Annotated in this window: 20 protein-coding genes; 14 read left to right on the top strand and 6 right to left on the bottom strand. The window is 42.7% G+C overall.

Annotated elements, in window-relative coordinates; all coding sequences use genetic code 11:
* Nucleotides 1-85: 85 nt before the first annotated feature.
* Both mltF and BIZ38_RS05825 read left to right on the top strand, forming a co-directional pair.
* Nucleotides 86-1,555, top strand: coding sequence for a membrane-bound lytic murein transglycosylase MltF (gene mltF / locus BIZ38_RS05830; RefSeq protein WP_054551052.1), 1,470 nt, complete (start codon nt 86-88; stop codon nt 1,553-1,555).
* Between the two features lie 94 nt (nt 1,556-1,649).
* A complete protein-coding gene (locus tag BIZ38_RS05825) occupies nt 1,650-1,820 on the top strand; it encodes a hypothetical protein (RefSeq protein WP_165385080.1) in 171 nt (56 codons plus the stop codon).
* Here the strand turns inward: BIZ38_RS05825 and tadA are convergent, their stop codons facing one another.
* Nucleotides 1,821-2,318 (bottom strand): tRNA adenosine(34) deaminase TadA, encoded by a 498-nt coding sequence (gene tadA / locus BIZ38_RS05820; RefSeq protein WP_054551051.1) that lies wholly within the window; start codon nt 2,316-2,318, stop codon nt 1,821-1,823. It lies immediately after the preceding gene.
* A gap of 180 nt (nt 2,319-2,498) precedes the next feature.
* Here tadA and BIZ38_RS05815 point away from each other — a divergent pair, with 180 nt between their 5' ends.
* On the top strand, nt 2,499-3,803 hold the full coding sequence (locus BIZ38_RS05815; RefSeq protein WP_054560976.1) for an inosine/guanosine kinase: 1,305 nt from the start codon (nt 2,499-2,501) through the stop codon (nt 3,801-3,803).
* A 6-nt stretch (nt 3,804-3,809) separates the two neighbouring features.
* Here BIZ38_RS05815 and glsB read toward each other — a convergent pair whose 3' ends face one another.
* The 5 genes from glsB to ftsY all read right to left on the bottom strand — a co-directional run bounded on the left by glsB (nt 3,810) and on the right by ftsY (nt 9,712).
* The gene (gene glsB / locus BIZ38_RS05810; protein WP_054560977.1) at nt 3,810-4,730 is read right to left on the bottom strand and encodes a glutaminase B; all 921 of its coding nucleotides are present in this window, start codon (nt 4,728-4,730) and stop codon (nt 3,810-3,812) included.
* Nucleotides 4,731-4,810: 80 nt separating this feature from the next.
* The gene (gene rpoH, locus BIZ38_RS05805) at nt 4,811-5,674 is read right to left on the bottom strand and encodes an RNA polymerase sigma factor RpoH (protein WP_054551048.1); all 864 of its coding nucleotides are present in this window, start codon (nt 5,672-5,674) and stop codon (nt 4,811-4,813) included.
* Nucleotides 5,675-5,946: 272 nt separating this feature from the next.
* Entirely contained in the window at nt 5,947-6,933 is a 987-nt protein-coding gene (gene ftsX / locus BIZ38_RS05800; protein WP_054551047.1) for a permease-like cell division protein FtsX, read from the bottom strand.
* Nucleotides 6,930-7,607, bottom strand: a complete 678-nt coding sequence (gene ftsE / locus BIZ38_RS05795) for a cell division ATP-binding protein FtsE (RefSeq protein ID WP_054551046.1) — start codon at nt 7,605-7,607, stop codon at nt 6,930-6,932. The genes ftsX and ftsE overlap by 4 nt, the downstream gene beginning before the upstream one ends.
* 53 nt (nt 7,608-7,660) lie before the next feature.
* On the bottom strand, nt 7,661-9,712 hold the full coding sequence (gene ftsY, locus BIZ38_RS05790; RefSeq protein WP_187489849.1) for a signal recognition particle-docking protein FtsY: 2,052 nt from the start codon (nt 9,710-9,712) through the stop codon (nt 7,661-7,663).
* 209 nt (nt 9,713-9,921) lie between these two features.
* Between ftsY and rsmD the strand changes: the two genes are divergently transcribed.
* The 11 genes from rsmD to purD all read left to right on the top strand — a co-directional run bounded on the left by rsmD (nt 9,922) and on the right by purD (nt 21,886).
* Complete coding sequence (gene rsmD / locus BIZ38_RS05785) at nt 9,922-10,539, top strand: 16S rRNA (guanine(966)-N(2))-methyltransferase RsmD (protein ID WP_138601680.1); 618 nt, start codon at nt 9,922-9,924, stop codon at nt 10,537-10,539.
* A 145-nt stretch (nt 10,540-10,684) separates the two neighbouring features.
* On the top strand, nt 10,685-10,900 hold the full coding sequence (gene rpsU, locus BIZ38_RS05780) for a 30S ribosomal protein S21 (RefSeq protein ID WP_002957797.1): 216 nt from the start codon (nt 10,685-10,687) through the stop codon (nt 10,898-10,900).
* Between the two features lie 21 nt (nt 10,901-10,921).
* Nucleotides 10,922-11,368 (top strand): GatB/YqeY domain-containing protein, encoded by a 447-nt coding sequence (locus BIZ38_RS05775; protein ID WP_054551044.1) that lies wholly within the window; start codon nt 10,922-10,924, stop codon nt 11,366-11,368.
* A gap of 136 nt (nt 11,369-11,504) precedes the next feature.
* On the top strand, nt 11,505-13,256 hold the full coding sequence (gene dnaG / locus BIZ38_RS05770; RefSeq protein ID WP_187489820.1) for a DNA primase: 1,752 nt from the start codon (nt 11,505-11,507) through the stop codon (nt 13,254-13,256).
* Between the two features lie 123 nt (nt 13,257-13,379).
* Nucleotides 13,380-15,239 (top strand): RNA polymerase sigma factor RpoD, encoded by a 1,860-nt coding sequence (gene rpoD, locus BIZ38_RS05765; RefSeq protein WP_054551042.1) that lies wholly within the window; start codon nt 13,380-13,382, stop codon nt 15,237-15,239.
* A gap of 64 nt (nt 15,240-15,303) precedes the next feature.
* On the top strand, nt 15,304-16,185 hold the full coding sequence (gene prmA, locus BIZ38_RS05760) for a 50S ribosomal protein L11 methyltransferase (RefSeq protein WP_138619134.1): 882 nt from the start codon (nt 15,304-15,306) through the stop codon (nt 16,183-16,185).
* Between the two features lie 270 nt (nt 16,186-16,455).
* The gene (gene dusB, locus BIZ38_RS05755; protein WP_054551040.1) at nt 16,456-17,427 is read left to right on the top strand and encodes a tRNA dihydrouridine synthase DusB; all 972 of its coding nucleotides are present in this window, start codon (nt 16,456-16,458) and stop codon (nt 17,425-17,427) included.
* Nucleotides 17,428-17,448: 21 nt separating this feature from the next.
* A complete protein-coding gene (gene fis / locus BIZ38_RS05750) occupies nt 17,449-17,739 on the top strand; it encodes a DNA-binding transcriptional regulator Fis (RefSeq protein ID WP_002957804.1) in 291 nt (96 codons plus the stop codon).
* A 337-nt stretch (nt 17,740-18,076) separates the two neighbouring features.
* Nucleotides 18,077-19,663: a bifunctional phosphoribosylaminoimidazolecarboxamide formyltransferase/IMP cyclohydrolase gene (gene purH / locus BIZ38_RS05745; protein ID WP_138619132.1), complete on the top strand. Its 1,587-nt coding sequence runs from the start codon at nt 18,077-18,079 to the stop codon at nt 19,661-19,663.
* A 99-nt stretch (nt 19,664-19,762) separates the two neighbouring features.
* Nucleotides 19,763-20,584 (top strand): class I SAM-dependent methyltransferase, encoded by an 822-nt coding sequence (locus BIZ38_RS05740; RefSeq protein ID WP_166340615.1) that lies wholly within the window; start codon nt 19,763-19,765, stop codon nt 20,582-20,584.
* Between the two features lie 15 nt (nt 20,585-20,599).
* Nucleotides 20,600-21,886, top strand: a complete 1,287-nt coding sequence (gene purD / locus BIZ38_RS05735; RefSeq protein WP_187489819.1) for a phosphoribosylamine--glycine ligase — start codon at nt 20,600-20,602, stop codon at nt 21,884-21,886.
* Nucleotides 21,887-21,903 lie beyond the last annotated feature (17 nt).

The following is a 21,903-nucleotide window of genomic DNA, read 5'->3' as shown; positions in this document are numbered from 1 at the left end:
GATCTATAACACTATTCGCCAAGTGACGTGGCTTAGAAGTTTTGTTATAACACTAAGGTAATGGTTTAAGGGGCATTTATAATTTATGCAAAAGTTACTCGCTATTTTTAGTTTAGTGCTCATGTTATGTGCGTGCGATATGCAACAGCAACCGTCGCAACTTGCTCATATCAAGGCGCAGAACAAAATTAGAGTCGGCACATTAGCTGGTGCGAGTAATTACTATCAGGCTCCACAAGGTGTGCAAGGCTTTGAATATGAGCTCGCCCAAGAATTTGCTGATTATGTTGGTGTAGAGCTCGAGATGGTGCCTTTTTTTAATCTATCCGATATGTTCGCACGCTTAGAAAGTGGCGATTTAGATATTATAGCGTCAGGTCTTACCTATAATACAATTCGGGCAGAGCATTACCGCTTCGGCCCAACCTATCGCACCATAAGCCAAAAACTAGTTTATAAGCAAGGCCGTAATAGACCCCGTGAATTTGCGGATTTAACCGGCAATCTGACTGTTCTCGCCAAAAGCAGTCACTCGTTGGCACTACAACAATTAAAACAACTTAATCCAGAACTTAGCTGGAACGAAACAGAAGATATGGATGAAGAAGAGCTTCTGCAAGCTGTTATCGACGGTGAAATTGATTACACCCTAGCAGACTCGCACACCTTATCGCTGTTTCGCCGCTACCACCCAAACTTGAGTATAGGTTTCTCGGTTACCCGTAATGACCCTATCGCTTGGCTACTTAGAAAAGATGGTGACGACTCATTATATGCCTTAATGGTGCCATTTTTTGGCGATGTAAAACAAAGCAACCAGCTTTATGTGTTAGAAGAAAAATATTTCGGCCATGTTCGCCAGTTTAATTATGTGAACACACTTGCTTATATTGAAGCAATAAAAGACACCTTACCCAAATATCAACCTTGGTTTGAGCAATACGCAGGTAACATAGACTGGCGATTACTGGCAGCTTTGAGTTATCAAGAATCAATGTGGAACCCAAGGGCTAAGTCACCAACTGGTGTTCGCGGTATTATGATGCTAACCCAAGCAACGGCAAAACAGGTCGGCGTAACAAATCGCCTAGAGCCTGAGCAAAATATTAAAGGCGGTGCGCAGTATCTTGCCAAAGTAATTTCTTGGATCCCTGAACGCATTCCGCAGCCCGACAGAACCTGGTTTGCCTTAGCCTCTTACAATGTTGGCTGGGGACACGTCAACGACGCACGCATTATTACCGAGCAAGAAGGTGCAAGCCCCGATAAATGGGCTGATGTTAAAAAGCGCTTACCGCTTTTAATTAAAAAGCGTTACTATCGAAAAACCAAATATGGTTATGCCCGTGGCGATGTTGCAGTAAAATACGTTGATAATATTCGTCGCTATTACGACGCACTGGTTTGGCTTGATGAAAATGATGCGATTGCTAACCCAAGCGAAGAAGAACAAAGCACTGAAGAAGCTAAACCTGAAGCGCAAGTAAGCGAACCAAAGCCAAATGACAACACGCAACAAACCAACTCAGAGCAGCAAGAATTAGAAAACAACTAACTTCAAGCACCGAAATCTGTTTACTTGTCATCAAATGATCATTATCTTCCTGTAGAGATCAATATAATGCTTTACTCTCACTTAAGGAGCACTCATGTTAAAAAGAAGACGCACGACACATAAGTTTAAGCGTAATGTTATTTACTCAACGGCGACCCGCCGTCGTATCATGCTACGTAATACACACAAAAAAGTTATTTGGCGTCGCCGCTTATTTGCGATGCAGTTAATGGAAGCACAAGTTCCTGCAACGCCGGTTGTATAACTAGGCGTTGCGAGCAGCCAGCTTTGCCGCCTTTTTCTCTTCTCTACGACGCTTAAAAAACGCTGAAATTACCGCCCCACACTGCTCACTCATAACATCGCCGGTTACTTCAACTTGATGATTAAGCCTAGGTTCTTGCAGCAGATTCATAATTGATCCTGCCGATCCCGTTTTGGCATCTTTAGCACCAAATACCAATCGCTTAATACGGCTATGCACCAACAGACCTGCGCACATAGAACAAGGTTCTAACGTTACATACAAGGTGCAATCGATTAATCGGTAGTTATTAAGAGCTTTACCCGCTTCGCGGATTGCCATCATTTCAGCATGAGCGGATGGGTCGTTATCGATAATTGAGCGGTTATAACCATAAGAAATCAGTTGATTGTCTTTTACCAGCACAGCACCAACCGGAATTTCATTAATCGCAGCCGCTTCATTGGCGTAGTTTAATGCTTTTTCCATCCAATATTGGTCGCTAAATTGTTCGCTCATATATCACACAAATCTTGTAAAACTGTGAGTAATTATACCTAGTTAGTGAAAAATGTCGGCAATAAATACTGCTACACTTAAAAATTAACGCAAAATTTAGTGGCTTTTTCATGGCTCAATGGACCCATATTGCGCTATAATCTCGCGCTTTTTTTATTTAGCTTACAACACGGGTAGCAAATGAAATTTCCTGGACGCCGCAGGCATAAACATTATTTTCCGGTGGAAGCCAAAGATCCACTGACGAATCAACTTAACTCAACCGACCGACTACAACGTAGTTATATTACGGGTATCGACCAAATTGTGGTAGATATTGAAGCGAAAGTTGATCAAGCTTTCCTAGATGAATTTCAATTGCGCCGTGGCATGTCGCAAGTGATCGATAACGATATTACCAACGCGCTATACGACAGACTAAAACTCGACAATATGATCGATTATGAGTTTGCCGGTGGTACGGTAGGTAACACCATGCACAACTACTCTACCCTAGCTGACGACCGTTCAGTGTTGTTAGGGGTAATGAGTGAAAATATCAAAATCGGCAGCTATGCATACCGTTTTTTATGTAACACCTCTAGCCGCGTTGACCTTGACTACCTTCAGCCTGTAGATGGCCCTATTGGTCGTTGTTTTACCTTAATTGACGAGACCGGTGAGCGTACCTTCGCAATCAGCGCGGGGCTTATGAATCACCTTCGCCCTGAATCAATCGATCAGGCACTTATTGAGAATTCATCAGCACTGGTGATCAGCGCATACCTAATGCGTACTCAAGGTGATGAAACCATGACAGAAGCGACCATGCAGGCAGTGAAATATGCCAATGATGCAGGTGTCCCTGTGGTTTTAACCCTAGGTACTAAGTTTCTAATTGAACAAGACCCTGCTTGGTGGGCTGACTTTGTAAAAGAGCATGTTGATATTCTTGCTATGAACGAAGAGGAAGGCCTTGCGATTACCGGCTTTGAAGATCCGCTTCTGGCAGCCGACAAAGCGCTAGATTGGACTGATTTAGTTATTTGTACAGCTGGCGAAAAAGGCTTGTTTATGGCCGGTTACGTAGACGACTCATTCAAGCGTGAAACAGAATACCCGTTATTACCAGGCGCGATTGCTGACTTTAACCGTTATGAATTTTCTCGCGCAATGCGTAAAGACGACTGCCAAAACCCAATTCGTGCGTACAGCCATACAGCACCGTTTATGGGCGGCCCAGATAGTATTAAAAATACCAATGGCGCAGGCGATTGTGCTCTGGCTGCGGTACTGCATGACCTATCTGCAAACGTTTACCACAAACTTAATGTGGCAAATTCAGCGAAGCATCAGCAACCTGCTATGACCTACTCATCGCTTGCACAAATTAGTAAATACGCTAACCGTGCAAGTTATGAAGTACTTGTTCAGCACTCGCCACGTTTATCGCGTGGCTTACCTGAACGTGAAGATTGTTTAGAGCAAGTTTACTGGGATCAGTAATCTCCACTAAAAAATCGAAATATCCAGTTTCTGGGATAAACGCTCAAGAGCCGCTATCCCAGCCACTGAGTTACCATACGAGTTAAGTCTTGGCGCCCACACAGCCACAGTAAATTGATTTGGTAACACAGCTAAAATAGTACCCGATACCCCTGACTTACCCGGCATACCAACACGGTAGCCAAAATCCCCAGCAGCATCGTATAAACCACTGGTAAACAGTAACGAGTTTAACTGCTTATTTTGCCTTGCACTGAGTACTTCTTGGCCATTGGCATCTTTACCCTGGTTTGCTAAGTAATTGTAAGCCTTTGCTAATTCTACGCAGTTTAACTCTATGGCACAGAAGTTAAAGTAAGCCCATAACACATCATCAACTTCATTATTAAAGTTGCCGAATGACTTCATTAGATGCCCCATCGCGGCGTTGCGATGACGAAACTCATATTCAGAATTTGCCACTTTCTTATCAATAACAACCTGAGCATTTCCTGATAACTGACGAAATGACTCAAGCATAGAGTGCATCGGCGCAGATAAACGGCTATATAACGCGTCACATGTGACAATCGCGCCGGCATTAATAAATGGGTTGCGTGGTATGCCCTGTTCAAACTCAAGCTGTGTAAGTGAGTTAAAAGCGGTGCCTGATGGCTCTTTACCGACTCGTTGCCACAGCTCATCACCATAACGCTGAAGTGCTAAAGTTAAGGTCATTACTTTAGAAACAGATTGAATTGTAAAACGCGCACTACAATCACCCGCGCAATAGGTTTGCCCATCTACTGTATGAATAGCAATGGCAAACTGGTTTGGCTCAACCTCTGCAAGCGCAGGAATATAATCAGCAACCTTACCTTGGCTCAGTAATGGTTGAACTTCTTTTGTGATTTCATCTAATACATGTTGATAATCAATCTGTGACATACCGCGTCCTTTAAAACAAAAAGCCCCGCATTTGCGAGGCTTTGTAGTCTACTAAAGATGGTTTGCTATAGCGATTGCTATTAGCTCATAGCTGATTGCAGTTTTTTCATCGCTGTTTTTTCTAGCTGGCGAACACGTTCTGCTGAAACGTTATATTTCTCAGCAAGCTCTTGTAATGTTGCTTTATCGTCAGCTAACCAACGTGCACTTACGATGTCTTGAGAACGTTCATCAAGGGTTTTTAACGCGCTGAATAAACGTGCATGAGACTGTTCTTGCCATTGCTGCTCTTCGATATCATCAGCAAGGTCAGCACTGCCATCTGTTAAATACTGTACTGGCGAGTATGTGCTTGTTGGTGCGTCGTCATTGTCGTCGCCCGTTAAGTCAAAGCCCATATCTTGGCCACTCATACGTGATTCCATCTCACGTACTTCTTTTTCACTTACACCTAGCTCATTAGCAACTGTGCTAACCTCAGCTTGGTTAAACCAACCTAAACGCTTTTTGTTTTTGCGTAGGTTGAAGAATAATTTACGTTGCGCTTTAGTTGTTGCAACTTTCACGATACGCCAGTTTTTCAGTACGTATTCATGAATTTCGGCTTTGATCCAGTGTACTGCGAATGAAACTAAGCGAACACCTACACTTGGGTCGAAACGTTTTACCGCCTTCATCAGACCGATGTTACCTTCCTGAATTAAATCAGCTTGCGGTAAGCCATAACCTGAATAGCTTTTCGCAATATGAGCAACAAAGCGTAGATGCGACATAATGAGTTGCTTCGCAGCTTCAAGATCACCTTCTTCCTGAAGACGTGTCGCCAACTGCTTTTCTTTCTCTGCATCAAGCATAGGAATAGTGCTAACCGCTTGAAGGTAGCCGTCCATACTTGCGCTCTGTTGACCTGCAGTAAGTGCCATTGCGTATAAATCTTTACTCATTTTTCACCTCAGTGATAAACATTTGAAACCATCTTAGCACTCTTTAAGCGAGAGTGCTAACTTCAATTAAAAACTTTTTTAAAGTTCAAATCAAGTGGTTTTTTTAAGATAATTTTATTTTACTTTAAGGCGCTGAATAAGCGATGAATTCTAGCTTTTAAAGGTATTTTGAAAGATATATAGCCCACCATTCAAAATCTAAACAAACAGCATAAAGGCTTAATATGACAAATTAACGACAAGCAAAAGCGCTAAAATAATAGCGCTGATAGCTACACTTTATCGGGTTCAATTTCTTTTATATAGCGGTTAACTGATAGGTAAGAACCAACAAATCCTAACCCTGTTGCAAGAGCGACTAAAATGCCAAACTCTGTGAGTGTTAAACCAATTAAGTCAAAGCTGGTTTCATAAACACCCGCAACATCACTTACAGCAGCACCAAGCCACCACATCATTAATGCAACACAAATAAAAGAGAACAAACCGCCAATAATACCGTACCAAATCCCTGTCCATAAAAATGGCGCATGAATAAAGGTGTTTGTCGCCCCAACTAACTTCATCACCTGAATTTCATCTTTCTTATCCATGATTGATAAGCGGATAGTATTACCAATGATCAGGGTGACGGAGGTTAATAATAGTAGAGCAATGGTGATCACGCTTTCTTTTAATAAACTTAAAAGTGCATTTAATCGCTCAAGCCAAGCAATATCGAGTTTACCAAAATCCACTTCTCTTTCGCCTTCAAGCTTTTGCAGTAATTGTTTTGCTGTATTTGGCTGACGGTATCGTGCTGTCGGCGTGACGATAACAACATCAGGTAACGGGTTCGCATCTAAATATTCAAGTGCTTGGCCAAATCCTGATACTTGTTTAAATTCAGTGAGAGCATCGCCCTTTGATATAAACTCTACTTTATCTACTTCAGGGTAGAGTGCTAAACGCTTAACCAAGGTTTGCGTTTGCTGTTCGCTCATAGTTTCTTTTACGAACAACGAAATCTCTGCAGCATCTTCAAAGCCACTGCTCACTTGCGAGACATTTTTAACCACTAAATAAAGCGTCGCTGGCAGTGTTAAGCTTAATCCTAATACAGCAATGGTCATCAATGAAGCTAAAGGCGTTCGCCACATTTCACCGAGGCTGTGCACACCTTGGCGAATAAGATTAATAAAGAAGAAATAAGGCGCTGCTAAAAATGACTTTTTCTGACGTTCGTTTTGGCTGTTGCGGCTTTTAAACAATAAACTCATAGTGCCCCCTCAGCTAACGGATCCTCAATCATACGGCCATCTTTCAGTGTTAGACTGCGATAACGCATACGCGCAATTAAGCCAATATCATGGGTTGCAATCAGCACGGTTGTACCATGATTATTAAAGTCTTCGAATAAACGTAAAATGTCCATCGAAAGTTCAGGATCTAAGTTACCGGTTGGTTCATCAGCTAATAGAATTGGCGGTGAATTAACGATAGCGCGAGCAATACCCACACGCTGCTGCTCACCACCTGATAAGGTTGCTGGATTACACTTCGCTTTATCAAGTAACCCGACTTTATCAAGCGCACCATGAACACGCTTAGCTATTTGCTTGTGGTGCGTACCTTCAATAATTAAAGGTAAGGCAACATTATCAAACACTGAGTAACGTTCTAGTAAGCGGTGATTCTGAAAGATGATACCAATATCGCGGCGCACATAAGGGATCTGGCGTGATTTAACAGCATTTAAATCAACACCATTAATAAGCACCTGCCCAGCCGATGGACGCTCCATTAAACTAATAAGCTTCAATAGGGTACTTTTACCTGCGCCACTGTGCCCGGTTAAAAAGGCCAGTTCGCCAGGCTTAATATGAAAGCTGACTTTTTCAAGGGCACGATGGCCACCTGGATATGTTTTACTGACTTGCTGAAAATTTATCATTTTAGTTATCAATCATCTTGCAGCGAAAAAGGGAGCAAGCTCCCTTTAGTTAATTATGCGTCATCCTCGTCTTGGCTAAATAGTGCATCAATAAAGTCACTACTATTAAAGGTACGTAAATCATCAATACCTTCACCAACACCAATGTAACGAATTGGGATATTAAATTTATCTGCAACGGCGAAAATCACACCACCTTTAGCGGTACCATCTAGTTTAGATAAAGTAATGCCCGTTAAACCAACACATTCATTAAATAATTTAACTTGGCTAATTGCGTTTTGACCTGTACCTGCATCTATAGTTAGCATAACTTCATGCGGCGCATCTGGGTCAATTTTCTTCATTACACGGGCAATTTTTTCAAGCTCTTGCATTAGGTTATCTTTATTTTGCAAGCGACCTGCTGTATCAGCGATTAACACATCAACATTACGGGCTTTTGCCGCCTGAAATGCATCAAAAACCACTGACGCACTGTCTGCACCTGTATGCTGGGCAATCACTGGAATGCTATTACGCTCACCCCATACTTGCAGCTGCTCAACCGCCGCAGCGCGGAACGTATCACCGGCAGCAAGCATCACTGACTTACCTTCGTTTTGAAACTGCTTCGCTAATTTACCAATCGTGGTAGTTTTACCTACCCCATTTACACCCACCATTAAGATAACAAATGGCTTTTTGTCACCACTTACAACCAGCGGCTGCTCAGCGGTTTTAAGCATACTTGCCATTTCTTGCTTCATTAACTCGTATAAAGCATCGCCATCTTTTAACTGCTTACGATCAGCGGCATCGGTTAGGTTATCAATCAACTTCATTGTTGTATCAACACCTAAATCGGCTGTTAGTAATTGTGTTTCTAGTTCTTCAAATAAATCATCGTCAATTTTCTTACCACTAAAAATAGACGCAAAGCCAGAACCAATATTAACGCGAGTTTTTAATAAACCTTTTTTAAGGCGTGCGAAGAAACCTTCTTTCTTAGGTTTTTCAGCAGCAGCTTGAGCAGCTTTCTCTTGCTCTAGGCGCTCTGCCTCCGCTTTCTCTGCCGCAATACGTTCTTGTTCTAAACGCTCCGCCTCTGCTTTTTCTGCCGCGATACGTTCTTGTTCTAGGCGCTCCGCCTCCGCTTTCTCTGCCGCAATACGTTCTTGCTCTAAACGCTCCGCTTCCGCTTTTTCTGCCGCGATACGCTCTTGTTCTAAACGCTCAGCTTCTGCTTTTTCTGCAGCGATACGTTCTTGTTCTAAGCGCTCCGCCTCTGCCTTTTCTGCAGCAATGCGCTCCTGCTCTAAACGTTCCGCTTCCGCTTTCTCTGCCGCGATACGCTCTTGCTCTAAGCGCTCCGCCTCTGCCTTTTCTGCAGCAATACGTTCTTGTTCTAAACGCTCAGCTTCCGCCTTTTCTGCTGCGATACGTTCTTGCTCTAAACGATCCGCTTCTGCCTTTTCTGCCGCGATACGTTCTTGTTCTAAACGCTCCGCCTCTGCCTTTTCTGCTGCAATGCGTTCTTGCTCTAAACGCTCAGCTTCCGCCTTTTCTGCTGCGATACGTTCTTGCTCTATACGTTCAGCTTCTTCCTTTTCTGCTGCAATGCGTTCTTGCTCTAAACGCTCCGCTTCCGCCTTTTCTGCCGAAATACGCTCTTGCTCTAGGCGCTCCGCTTCCGCCTTTTCTGCAGCAGCTTGCTCTGCTTCACGCTGCGCCTGTTCTGCGGCAGCACGTTCTTGCTCTAATTTCATTGCTGCTTCTTGCTCAGCAAGTCGAGCTTGTTGTTCTTGACGTTGCTGCTCTGCCGCTTGCTGCTCTTGAGCTAAACGCTCAGCTTCTGCTTTTTCTGCCGCAATGCGTTCTTGCTCTAGACGCTCCGCCTCTGCCTTTTCTGCAGCGATACGTTCTTGTTCTAAACGTTCAGCTTCTACTTTTTCTGCCGCAATGCGTTCTTGCTCTAAACGTTCAGCTTCTGCCTTTTCGGCTTCAATTCGCTGTTGTTCTTCTATTTGCTTCTGGTTATCAGCCTCTTTTGCTGCTTGCTCTGCTTGTTGCTTATCTGATTTGCCAAAACCAAACCAAGACAGGAATTTACTTTTTTTTGCCATACTTGCTAATAACCACTTATAAAAATCTGATAAACTTACATGAATAATAGTTTGGTGACAGTTCAGCTTTTTAGCCAAACATAAACAGGTACCATCTATCGCTAAGGTCGCAATACTATCACTTTTAGCGCAGTAGAAAAATGACACGCTAGCTATTGCATACAATATTATCTGAGCTAGGGGTCAGTTACCAATGATTAGTGAGTTAAATGAGAAAAAAATCAACAGCTAACCGCCAAGCAAAAGCAGCGAACAATAAATCAGCAAATGGTTTTATTCGTATTATTAGTGGGCAATTTCGCGGTAGAAAACTCCCAGTAAAAGATGTGCAAGGCTTGCGTCCAACCACAGACCGTATAAAAGAAACAGTATTTAACTGGCTCATGCAAGATACCCGAGGCGCAGCTGTTCTTGACTGCTTTGCTGGTTCTGGCGGCTTAGGGTTTGAAGCTTTATCGCGCTTTGCTGATCATGCTGTGTTTTTCGAACTAGATAAAAGTGCCGCTAGCCAGCTAAAAGAAAACATTAACATGCTTAAATTGGATAATGCCGTCGTAAAACAAGGCAATAGCCTTTCATTATTAGAACAAAAGACGCAAAACGAGCAATTTGATCTAATTTTTGTTGACCCGCCATTTCGACAAAACTTGGCTGAAAAAAGTTGTTTTTTACTCGAAAAAAATAACTGGTTATCTGCCCAAGCACTTATATATGTTGAGGTCGAAAGCGAACTAAGCGACCTAAGCTCACCAGATAACTGGATGCTTTTAAAAGAAAAAACTGCCGGACAAGTAATTTGTCGGCTATATCAACGCCAGACAAATTAACACTGTTTTGCAAACCTAGTTTCTGTTAATATTATTCTTTACATGTGGTGTTGCTTCGGATTACAATACCGCACCATTTTTGAACCACTTGGTCGTTATTCGATCAACTTGAGCAACGCTCATTATTTAGGTAGGTGAATTTTTAATGCCAGTAATTAAAGTAAGAGAGAACGAACCGTTTGACGTAGCACTTCGTCGCTTCAAGCGTTCATGTGAAAAAGCAGGTATCCTTTCAGAAGTTCGTCGTCGCGAGCACTATGAAAAACCAACAGCTGAGCGTAAGCGTAAAAAAGCTGCTGCAGTAAAGCGTCACATGAAGAAGCTTTCTCGCGATAACGCACGTCGCGTTAAATTATACTAATCAGTATTTGGTCTTGTATAAATGAGCCTTTTATTAACGCTAAAAGATGCGCAAAAAGATGCGATGAAGGCAAAAGACAAAGAACGTCTTAAACCTATCCGCATGGTACTTGCTGCAATCAAGCAACGTGAGATTGACGAGCAAATTACACTTGATGACGACGGTATTACCGCTGTTTTAGTAAAGCTTGTTAAGCAACGTCGCGATTCTTACACCCAGTACATTGATGCGGGTCGTGAAGATTTAGCTGAAATTGAAGCCAGTGAGATTAAAGCACTTGAAGAATTCTTACCTCAACAATTGAGTGAAGAAGAAATCATTGCTCTTATTGACTCGGCTATAGCTGATACAAACGCAGCGGGTATGCAAGACATGGGTAAGGTAATGGGAGTTATCAAAAGCAAAGCTGAAGGTCGTGCCGATTTAGGTAAGATTTCTGGCTTAATCAAGCAACGATTAACTGCCTAACCCCCACATACAGATGTATGATTCAAGCAAACCGAGCCTAGTGCTCGGTTTCTTGCTTTTAGTCTTTCATAAACACAGTAATTGTGTTCAAATCTTATTTTACAACGCATAGATAGCGCAGGAAAAAACAACAGCTATGGCCGGAAAGATCCCTCGACAGTTTATTGATGATTTACTCGCACGCACAGATATTGTTGAGTTAATTGATTCGAGAGTTGGCCTAAAAAAAGCAGGTAAAGACTACCAAGCCTGTTGCCCATTTCACAACGAAAAGTCACCCTCTTTTACCGTTTCTCAAGATAAACAGTTTTACCACTGCTTTGGTTGTGGTGCCAATGGCAATGCAATTTCATTTGTCATGGAATACGACAAATTAGAGTTCGTTGACGCCATTGAAGAATTAGCGAGTATGCTCAATTTAGACGTACCTCGCGAACAAGGCACAAGCTCAGGCCCGCAACGCACCGCAGAACAAAAGCGCTCTGATTACGATTTAATGTTACATGCTGCTCGCTTTTACCAACATCAATTAAAGCATCATGCCAACTCGAAAACGGTTATCGACTATATCAAGGGTCGTGGTTTAAGCGGTGAAACAGCGAAAAAATTCATGATTGGTTATGCGCCAAGTGAATGGGAAGCGCTATGCCAGCAACTTGGCCGCAATAAAGAACAAAAAGAGCAGCTTGTAGAACTAAAGCTAGCCTCTGAAAAATCGCCTGGTCGTCAATTTGACTTCTTCCGTGATCGACTCATGTTTCCTATTCGCGATAAACGCGGTCGGGTGATTGCATTTGGTGGCCGTGTTATGCAAGCGGATCAAGGTCCTAAGTACCTTAATTCACCAGAAACCCGTATTTTCCATAAAGGCTTTGAGCTTTATGGTTTATACGAAGCCAAGCAAGCGCATAAAAAACTTGAACATATTTTAATTGTTGAAGGCTACATGGATGTCGTTGCTTTAGCTGAGCAAGGCATCGAATATGCCGTCGCCGCCCTTGGCACAGCAACCACTGCAGAGCATATGCACACTTTATTTAGAACCACGGATAAAGTGATTTGCTGCTACGACGGTGACCGTGCTGGCCGCGATGCAGCTTGGCGAGCGCTTGAGAATGCACTGCCTTATCTTGGTGATGGTAAGTCGTTGAAGTTTGTGTTTTTACCAGATGGTGAAGACCCTGATTCACTGGTACAAAAGGAAGGTAAAGACGCTTTCGAAGCTAGGTTAAGCGAAGCGGATGATTTTACTAAGGTGCTGTTTAATAAGCTCAGCCAAGAGATAGACCTGACACAAGACGCAGGTAAAGCAAAGCTCCTTAGTGATGCCCTACCACTAATTGAAAAAATCCCGAGTGATTTTTACCAAGAGAATATTTTGGAACATCTTGGCCGCTTAATTGGTCGAACAAGAGAGCAATTAAATAATCGTGTTAAGTCACCAAAGCAACAGCATGCGATTGAGCGTAAATTTAAAATAACGCCGATGCGCCAAGCGATTGGTATTTTATTGCAACACCCAAGTTTGGCGACCAGCATTGCTTATATGCCGGAGTTAGCTGAGATGAAAATAGCCGGTATTGAGCTATTTTTACGCATTCAGCACTTAGCACTAGAACGTGAAGGTATCACCACCGCACAAATTTTAGAGTCATTTAGGGATGGCGCTGAATATGACGCGCTGGTGAAATTAGCCACTTGGCAGCATCAAATAAATGACGATCGTTTAGAGACGGTTTTTAAAAATACTTTTAAATTTATTGAAGACCAGTGTTTAAATTATCGACTAGAGACCCTATTAATAAAAGACAAGACCCAAGGCTTAAGCAGCGAAGAAAGGCTGGAATGCCACTTACTAACGCAAGCGTTAAAAGGCAGCAACAGCTAGTCAGAATTGAATAATGCTGTTATACTGTGCTATTCACTGCGTCTAGTTAGTTTTCGTGTCGCTTAATTAGTAAGCGAGCTGGCGCCTGTTGTATCAACTTTCAGAGTGGAAGAATAAATCTCTATGGATCCAACTCCTCAGTCACAATTAAAGCTTCTGATTCAAAAAGGTAAAGAGCAAGGTTATTTAACTTTTGCAGAAGTTAATGATCACCTTCCACAAGACATTATCGACTCAGATCAGGTAGAAGATATCATTAGCATGATTAATGATATGGGTATCAAGGTAAGTGAAAACGCACCTGATGCCGATGAATTAATGATGCAAGAAACAACGACAGACGAAGACGCAGCAGAAGCCGCGGCAGCTGCACTTGCGACTGTAGAAAAAGAGATCGGTCGAACAACTGACCCTGTACGTATGTATATGCGTGAAATGGGTACTGTTGAACTTCTTACGCGTGAAGGCGAAATCGTAATCGCTAAGCGTATTGAGGAAGGTATTAACCAAGTACAGATTTCAGTTGCTGAATACCCAGAAGCAATTACTTATCTACTAGAGCAATGGGACAAATTCGAAGCTGAAGAAATGCGCTTAAGCGATATTATCTCTGGCTTCTTTGATCCTAATAATGAAGACGAATCACAAATTTCTGCAACACACATCGGTTCTGAGTTAAACGAAGAGCAACTCGACGAAGAAGACGACGAAGACGATGATGACGAAGATAGTGATGATGATAACGATGATGATAACGATGGCGACACAGGTCCAGATCCTGAAGAAGCCCGTATTCACTTCGAAAACTTACGTGAGCTTTATAACAAAGCACGCGAAACGTTCGAAGAAAAAGGTCGCTCACACCCTGACTCACTTGTAGCTATTGCAGAAATCGGCGAACTATTTAAAACATTTAAATTAGTGCCAAAACAGTTTGACCGCATGGTTAACAACATGCGTGAAATGATGGACCGCGTTCGTGTACAAGAACGTATCATCATGAAGCAAGCTGTACAAATTGCTAAGTTACCGAAAAAGAACTTTATCAAGCACTTTGCAAATAACGAAACAGACACAAGCTGGATCGACCTTGAGATTGCTGCAAACGAGAAATACTCAGTAGCACTTGAATCAGTTAAACCAGAAATCATTCGTTGCATCAGCAAACTAAGTGCGATTGAAGAAAGCACTGGCCTTAGCATCGAACGAATTAAAGACATCAACCGTCGTATGAGTATTGGTGAAGCGAAAGCTCGCCGTGCGAAGAAAGAAATGGTTGAAGCGAACTTACGTCTTGTAATTTCAATTGCGAAAAAATACACCAACCGTGGTTTACAATTCTTAGACCTTATCCAAGAAGGTAATATTGGTCTAATGAAAGCGGTTGATAAGTTCGAATACCGCCGTGGTTATAAGTTCTCAACTTATGCAACATGGTGGATCCGTCAAGCAATCACACGTTCGATTGCTGACCAAGCACGTACCATTCGTATTCCTGTGCACATGATTGAGACGATCAACAAGTTAAACCGTATCTCTCGTCAAATGCTACAAGAGATGGGTCGTGAGCCGAGCCCAGAAGAATTAGCTGAGCGTATGTTAATGCCTGAAGACAAGATCCGTAAGGTACTTAAGATCGCTAAAGAGCCAATTTCAATGGAAACACCAATCGGTGATGATGAAGATTCGCACTTAGGTGACTTCATTGAAGATACCACAATCGATTCACCTATTGATTCAGCAACCATGGAATCACTACGTGGCGCAACAAACGATGTACTAGCGGGCTTAACAGCACGTGAAGCTAAAGTATTACGTATGCGTTTCGGTATCGACATGAACACTGACCATACATTAGAAGAAGTAGGTAAACAATTTGACGTAACACGTGAGCGTATCCGTCAAATCGAAGCGAAAGCGTTACGTAAATTACGTCACCCTTCTCGCTCTGACTTACTGAAAAGCTTCTTAGATGCTAAGTAATTTAGTATCGCGTTATTAACTAAAAGGCCGCTGTTGCGGCCTTTTTTCTATTCGAGAGATATTCATGGCTTGGATCCAAATTCGCATCAATGCAAACGCAGACAACGCTGAATTAATCAGCGACTTACTCATGGACACTGGCAGTGCCTCAGTCACTTATGTTGATGCCAAAGATACTCCTATTTATGAGCCAAAGCTTGGTACTGTGCAGTTATGGGCTGATACCACAGTGATTGGCCTGTATGACGCAAACCATGATATGGACAGCGTTGTAGCAACATTAAATGCTGAAGCAACACTCGCCGATAAGCTCGTTTATAAAATTGAACAGCTTGAAGATAAAGATTGGGAACGTGAATGGATGGATAACTTCCACCCTATTCAATTTGGTGATCGCTTATGGATCTGTCCAAGTTGGCGCGATATTCCCGACCCTGATGCGGTTAATGTATTGCTCGACCCTGGCCTTGCTTTTGGCACAGGTACCCATGCAACCACTGCGCTTTGTTTAAAGTGGCTAGAAAGCCAAGATTTAACAGGTAAAACCGTGGTCGACTTTGGTTGTGGCTCAGGTATTTTAGGAATTGCGGCGATCAAACTCGGGGCAGAGCGTATGATCGGTATCGATATAGATCCTCAAGCCCTTGAAGCAAGCCGCGATAATGCAAAACGTAATGGCGTTGCAGATAAACTTGAAGTGTATTTACCTGAAGATCAACCAGAGTTTACAGCCGATATTGTGGTTGCAAACATCTTAGCTCAACCACTTCGTGAACTACATGAAGTGATTTTAGGTCTTTTAAAACCGAATGGTAAAATTGCTATGTCAGGAATTTTAGAAGAACAAGCTCAGTCTGTAGCCGATGTTTATGCCCCGTTTTTAGCACTTGATGAAGTGGCTGTTGAAGGTGAATGGACCCGTGTCAGCGGCGTCAAAAAAGCTTAAACAGCACTAGAGCATTTACTCAAACATAATAGGTAAAGCCTATATTTAACAGGCTTTACCTTATTTTTACAGTTAATCGTTTCGCACTTTTTTGCGAGTAAAAAAATTTCTGTTTAAATATCAAACAAATCAACCTACCCGTCAAACTGTTATCAAAAGTCAATACGAAAAGGGCAAAAAAAAGTCACTTTTGTTCAATTTATAGCCTTTGATTTTTGTCAAAAAAACCGTAAACTTAGCGCCCCTTGAAAAGAGGCCAATTGAATAACAGTGCGTATCGGTTCATACCAACTTGAGAACAATGTAATTGTCGCGCCAATGGCAGGCATTACAGACAGACCATTTAGACAACTTTGCCGTCGCTTAGGTGCGGGCCTTGCTGTTTCTGAAATGCTCTCGTCAAACCCGAAAGTATGGAAAACTGAAAAATCGATGAACCGTATGGATCACAGCGGTGAATCGGGAATTCGTTCGGTGCAAATCGCCGGAGCCGATCCTGAGCTTATGGCACAGGCAGCACAATTCAATGTCAGCAATGGTGCACAGATCATAGATATCAATATGGGGTGCCCAGCTAAAAAAGTGAATAAGAAACTCGCAGGCTCTGCCTTATTACAGTTTCCTGAATTAGTACAAGAGATACTCGATGCCGTTGTAAACGCTGTTGATGTCCCTGTCACTTTAAAAATCCGTACTGGATGGGATCAGGATAACCGTAATGGTGTCGAGATTGCGAGAATAGCTGAACGTTATGGCATTGCCTCACTGGCAGTACATGGGCGAACGCGCGCATGTATGTATAAAGGTGAAGCAGAGTACGCCACAATTAGGGATATTAAACGTTCAGTGTCTATCCCTGTCGTTGCCAATGGTGATATTACTTCACCAGAAAAAGCAAAGCAGGTTTTGGATTATACGGGTGCAGATGCCATTATGATTGGTCGAGCCGCCCAAGGTCGCCCTTGGATTTTTAGGGAGATAGACCACTATTTGCGAACTGGAGAACATTTGCCAGCACCTGAAATTGCAGAGGTGCGTAGCATTTTGATGGAGCATTTAGACAATCTTCATCAGTTTTACGGGGAGCCAATGGGAGCGCGTATCGCTCGAAAGCATGTATCTTGGTATTTGCAAACCCATGACAGTGACGGTCAGTTTAGGCGAGTATTTAATGCGTTAGATAACCCACAGGCACAAGTCGACGCATTAGAAGAATACTTTAAAACACTAGCAGCTAACTAAGAAAGAAAGAGACATATAACGATGTTCGAACAAAACGTGACTTCTCCATTTATCACAAACCCTCATGTACAGTCACACGAGAAACCACAGCCGTTGCGTGATGCAGTGAAAAAAGCTGTTCATCACTACTTAAAGCAGCTTAATGGTCAAGACGTACAAGACGTATACGACCTTGTTCTTTCTGAGCTAGAAGCACCATTACTTGAAGAAGTAATGACGTACACGCGTGGTAACCAAACTCGTGCTGCAATCTTACTAGGTATCAACCGTGGTACTTTACGTAAGAAGCTTAAAAAATACGGCATGAACTGATACCAGTTGTATTGAAACCGTAATCATTCTAACGAGCTAAATAAGTCCCTAACTGCGTTAAAAATTTCTTATGTAGAATAACTACACTGCAAAATTTTTGCCTTGTTATTGACTTATTTCTCTGTTGTTATAATTGCTTACTAATCCAATACAACTGATATAAAAGTTTTTAAAGAACTGATATAAAAGTTTTGAAAAAAGCACCTTAGGGTGCTTTTTTTATAGCTGTTAAAAACTATGCAAAATCCTCACGCTTTAAACGTCGTTTTTTAAAGCAGATTCAGTTAAAATACCGCCTTTCTAAGCTAGCTCAAACATTGAGGTAATCAAAACTACAATGGATACACATCGTCCAATTCGTCGCGCACTATTAAGTGTGTCAGATAAAACCGGTATCGTTGAATTTGCTCGCGCTCTTGAAGCACAAGGCGTGGATATTTTATCAACTGGCGGTACTTGCAAATTACTTGCTGATAACGGCATCAAAGTCACTGAAGTATCTGACCATACTGGTCACCCTGAGATCATGGATGGTCGCGTAAAAACACTTCATCCAAAAATTCACGGCGGCATCCTAGCGCGTCGCGGTCAAGATGAAGACGTAATGAGCGAGAATAACATCTCTGCTATCGATATCGTTGTAGTTAACTTATACCCCTTCGCAAACACTGTTGCGAAAGAAGACTGCAGCCTAGAAGATGCGATTGAAAACATTGATATCGGTGGTCCAACTATGGTTCGCGCTGCGGCGAAAAACCATAAAGACGTAACTATCGTAGTTAATGCAAAAGATTACGACCGTGTGATCAGCGAAATGCAAAGCAACAACGGTTCAACAACGTATAAAACACGTTTTGATCTAGCTATTGCTGCTTACGAGCACACAGCTCAGTACGATGGCATGATTGCAAACTACTTTGGCAAGATGGTTCCTGACTACACAGAGGAAGCAGCTGAAGAGACTAAGTTCCCACGTACTATCAACATGCAGTTCACTAAGAAGCAAGATATGCGCTACGGTGAAAACTCACACCAAGACGCTGCTTTTTATGTTGAAAACGACTTAACTGAAGCATCTGTTGCGACGGCAGTTCAACTGCAAGGTAAAGCACTTTCTTACAATAACATTGCTGATACTGACGCAGCATTAGAGTGTGTAAAAGAATTCGACGTACCAGCGTGTGTTATCGTAAAACATGCGAACCCTTGTGGTGTGTCAATTGGTGACAACATTCTTGAAGCTTATGATCGTGCATTCAAAACTGACCCTACATCAGCATTTGGTGGCATCATCGCATTCAATAAAGAACTTGATGCAGACACAGCTGAAGCAATTGTTGCTCGTCAATTCGTTGAAGTTATCATTGCACCTAAAGTATCTGAAGCAGCTGCACAAATCGTATCTGCAAAGCAAAACGTACGTTTATTAGAGTGTGGTGAGTGGTCTGGTAATGCAACAGGTCACGACATCAAGCGTGTTAATGGCGGTATTCTAGTTCAAGACCGCGACCTAGGCATGGTAACGCAAGGCGACCTTAAAGTTGTATCTAAGCGTCAACCAACTGAGCAAGAATTAAAAGATCTTTTATTCTGCTGGAAAGTAGCTAAATTCGTTAAGTCTAACGCAATCGTTTATGCACGTGACGGTATGACGATTGGTGTAGGTGCAGGCCAAATGAGCCGTGTTTACTCAGCTAAAATTGCGGGTATCAAAGCCGCTGACGAAAACCTTGAAGTTAAAGGTTCAGTTATGGCATCGGATGCATTCTTCCCATTCCGTGACGGTATTGATGCAGCAGCAGAGGCTGGCATTACCGCAGTTATTCAACCAGGTGGCTCAATGCGCGATGAAGAAGTTATCGCTGCAGCTGACGAAGCTGGTATGGCAATGGTATTTACAGGTATGCGCCATTTCCGCCACTAATCACATAAAGGGTTAAGCAAATAGCTTAACCCTTTTTGTTTGCCACAAATTCACGTATTCTGATTAATAATAATTACCCATATAATGAAGGAATAGATGATGAAATTTGCCGTAAAAACGTTACTCGTTGCCAGCCTTGCACTGACATCAGCACAGGCTCTAAGCCATTCTCATGAATCAGCGCTTACACAAGCCGTGCAATCAAGTGAACGTGATGCTAAAAATAGCGCACGTGATAAATATCGCCATCCAGTTGAGACACTTGAGTTCTTTGGCTTTAAGCCAAACATGACCGTTGTTGAAATTGCGCCGGGCGGTGGTTGGTACAGCGAAATCCTTGCGCCAGCTGTAAAAGGCCATGGTGTTTACTACGCGGCACATTTCCCTGCTGATTCTGAGGTGGGTTATTACCAACGTTCATTAGCTGGTTTTAAGAAAAAGATGAGCGATGACGCACGCTTCAGTGAAGTTAAACTAACTGAATTTGCACCAGTAACACATCTTGATATTGCACCAGCGGGTAGCGCAGATCTTGTCTTAACATTTAGAAATGTACACAACTGGTACATGGGTAAAGATAAAGAAGGCGCGTTAAGTGCGTTTAAAGCATTTTATAAAGCACTTAAACCAGGCGGCACTTTAGGTGTGGTTGAACACCGTCTACCTGAAGCGCGCAGCGATGAAGATCAGAAATCATCAGGTTATATGAAGCAAAGCTATGTAGTTGATATTGCAAAGCAAGCTGGCTTTGAACTGGTGGCAAGCAGTGACATTAATGCAAACCCACTTGATACAGCAGATCACCCTAAAGGGGTGTGGACACTACCACCAAGCCTTCGTTTAGGCGAGCAAGATGCCGCGAAGTATAAAGCGATTGGTGAAAGTGATCGTATGACGCTGAAGTTTAAAAAACCGCTATAAATAGGATTATACGCCATGAATGTACTTGTCATCGGCAGTGGCGGCCGCGAACACGCTCTTGCGTTTAAGGCTGCACAAAATACTAAAGTAAACACCGTTTTCGTAGCTCCTGGTAACGCAGGTACTGCACTAGAGCCAAAACTTGAAAACGTTGCTATCAACGTTGAAGACCTAGCAGGTTTAGTTACTTTTGCTAAAGAAAACAACGTTGAGTTAACTATTGTTGGTCCAGAAGTACCGCTTGTTTTAGGTGTCGTTGATACATTCCGTGAAAACGGTCTTGCTATCTTTGGCCCAACAGCAGGTGCTGCACAGCTAGAAGGCTCTAAGTCATTCACTAAAGACTTCTTAGCGCGTCACGACATTCCAACTGCTGACTACCAAACGTTTGAACAAATCGACCCAGCACTGGCTTACCTAAAAGAAAAAGGTGCGCCAATTGTAGTTAAAGCTGACGGCTTAGCAGCAGGTAAAGGCGTTATCGTTGCGATGACAGAGCTTGAAGCTGAAGAAGCTATCCGCGATATGCTTGCAGGCAACAGCTTTGGTGAAGCCGGTAGCCGTGTAGTTATCGAAGAGTTCTTAGAAGGTGAAGAAGCTTCTTTCATCGTGATGGTTGATGGCAAAAATGTACTGCCATTTGCAACTAGCCAAGACCACAAACGCGCTTACAACGGTGACCAAGGTCCAAACACTGGTGGCATGGGTGCATACTCACCGGCTCCAGTTGTTACAGATGAAATTCACCAACGTATTATGAACGAAGTGATCAACCCAACAGTTGAAGGTATGGCAAAAGAAGGCCACCCTTACACTGGTTTCTTATACGCTGGTTTAATGATCACCGCTGATGGTACGCCAAAAGTAATCGAATACAACTGTCGTTTTGGCGACCCTGAAACACAACCTATGATGCTTCGTCTTAAGTCTGACCTTGTTGAACTTATCGAAGCGGCTAACCGTGAAGAACTAGATAAAACAGCAATCGAGTTCGACCCACGTGCAGCAGTCGGTGTTGTATTAGCAGCTAAAGGCTACCCAGATAGCTACCCGAAAGGTGACACTATCAATGGCTTGCAAGTTACTTACCCTGAAGGTGAGAAAGTATTCCACGCAGGGACTAAGCAAGACGGCGACAACGTAGTAACAGCTGGCGGTCGTGTACTGTGTGCTACGGCACTTGGCAACACTGTAACTGAAGCGCAGCAACGTGCTTATAAACTAGTTGATCAAATCAGCTGGGAAGGCATGGAATATCGTACTGATATCGCCTATCGTGCAATTGCTCGCGAACAGAATTAAGGTCAAACCAGTCTAAT

This window comes from Pseudoalteromonas sp. BZK2 (assembly GCF_014349195.1).
GTDB lineage: Bacteria > Pseudomonadota > Gammaproteobacteria > Enterobacterales > Alteromonadaceae > Pseudoalteromonas > Pseudoalteromonas simplex.
The sequence above is the reverse complement of the archived record's forward strand: the minus strand, read 5'-3'. Positions and strand labels throughout refer to the sequence as shown.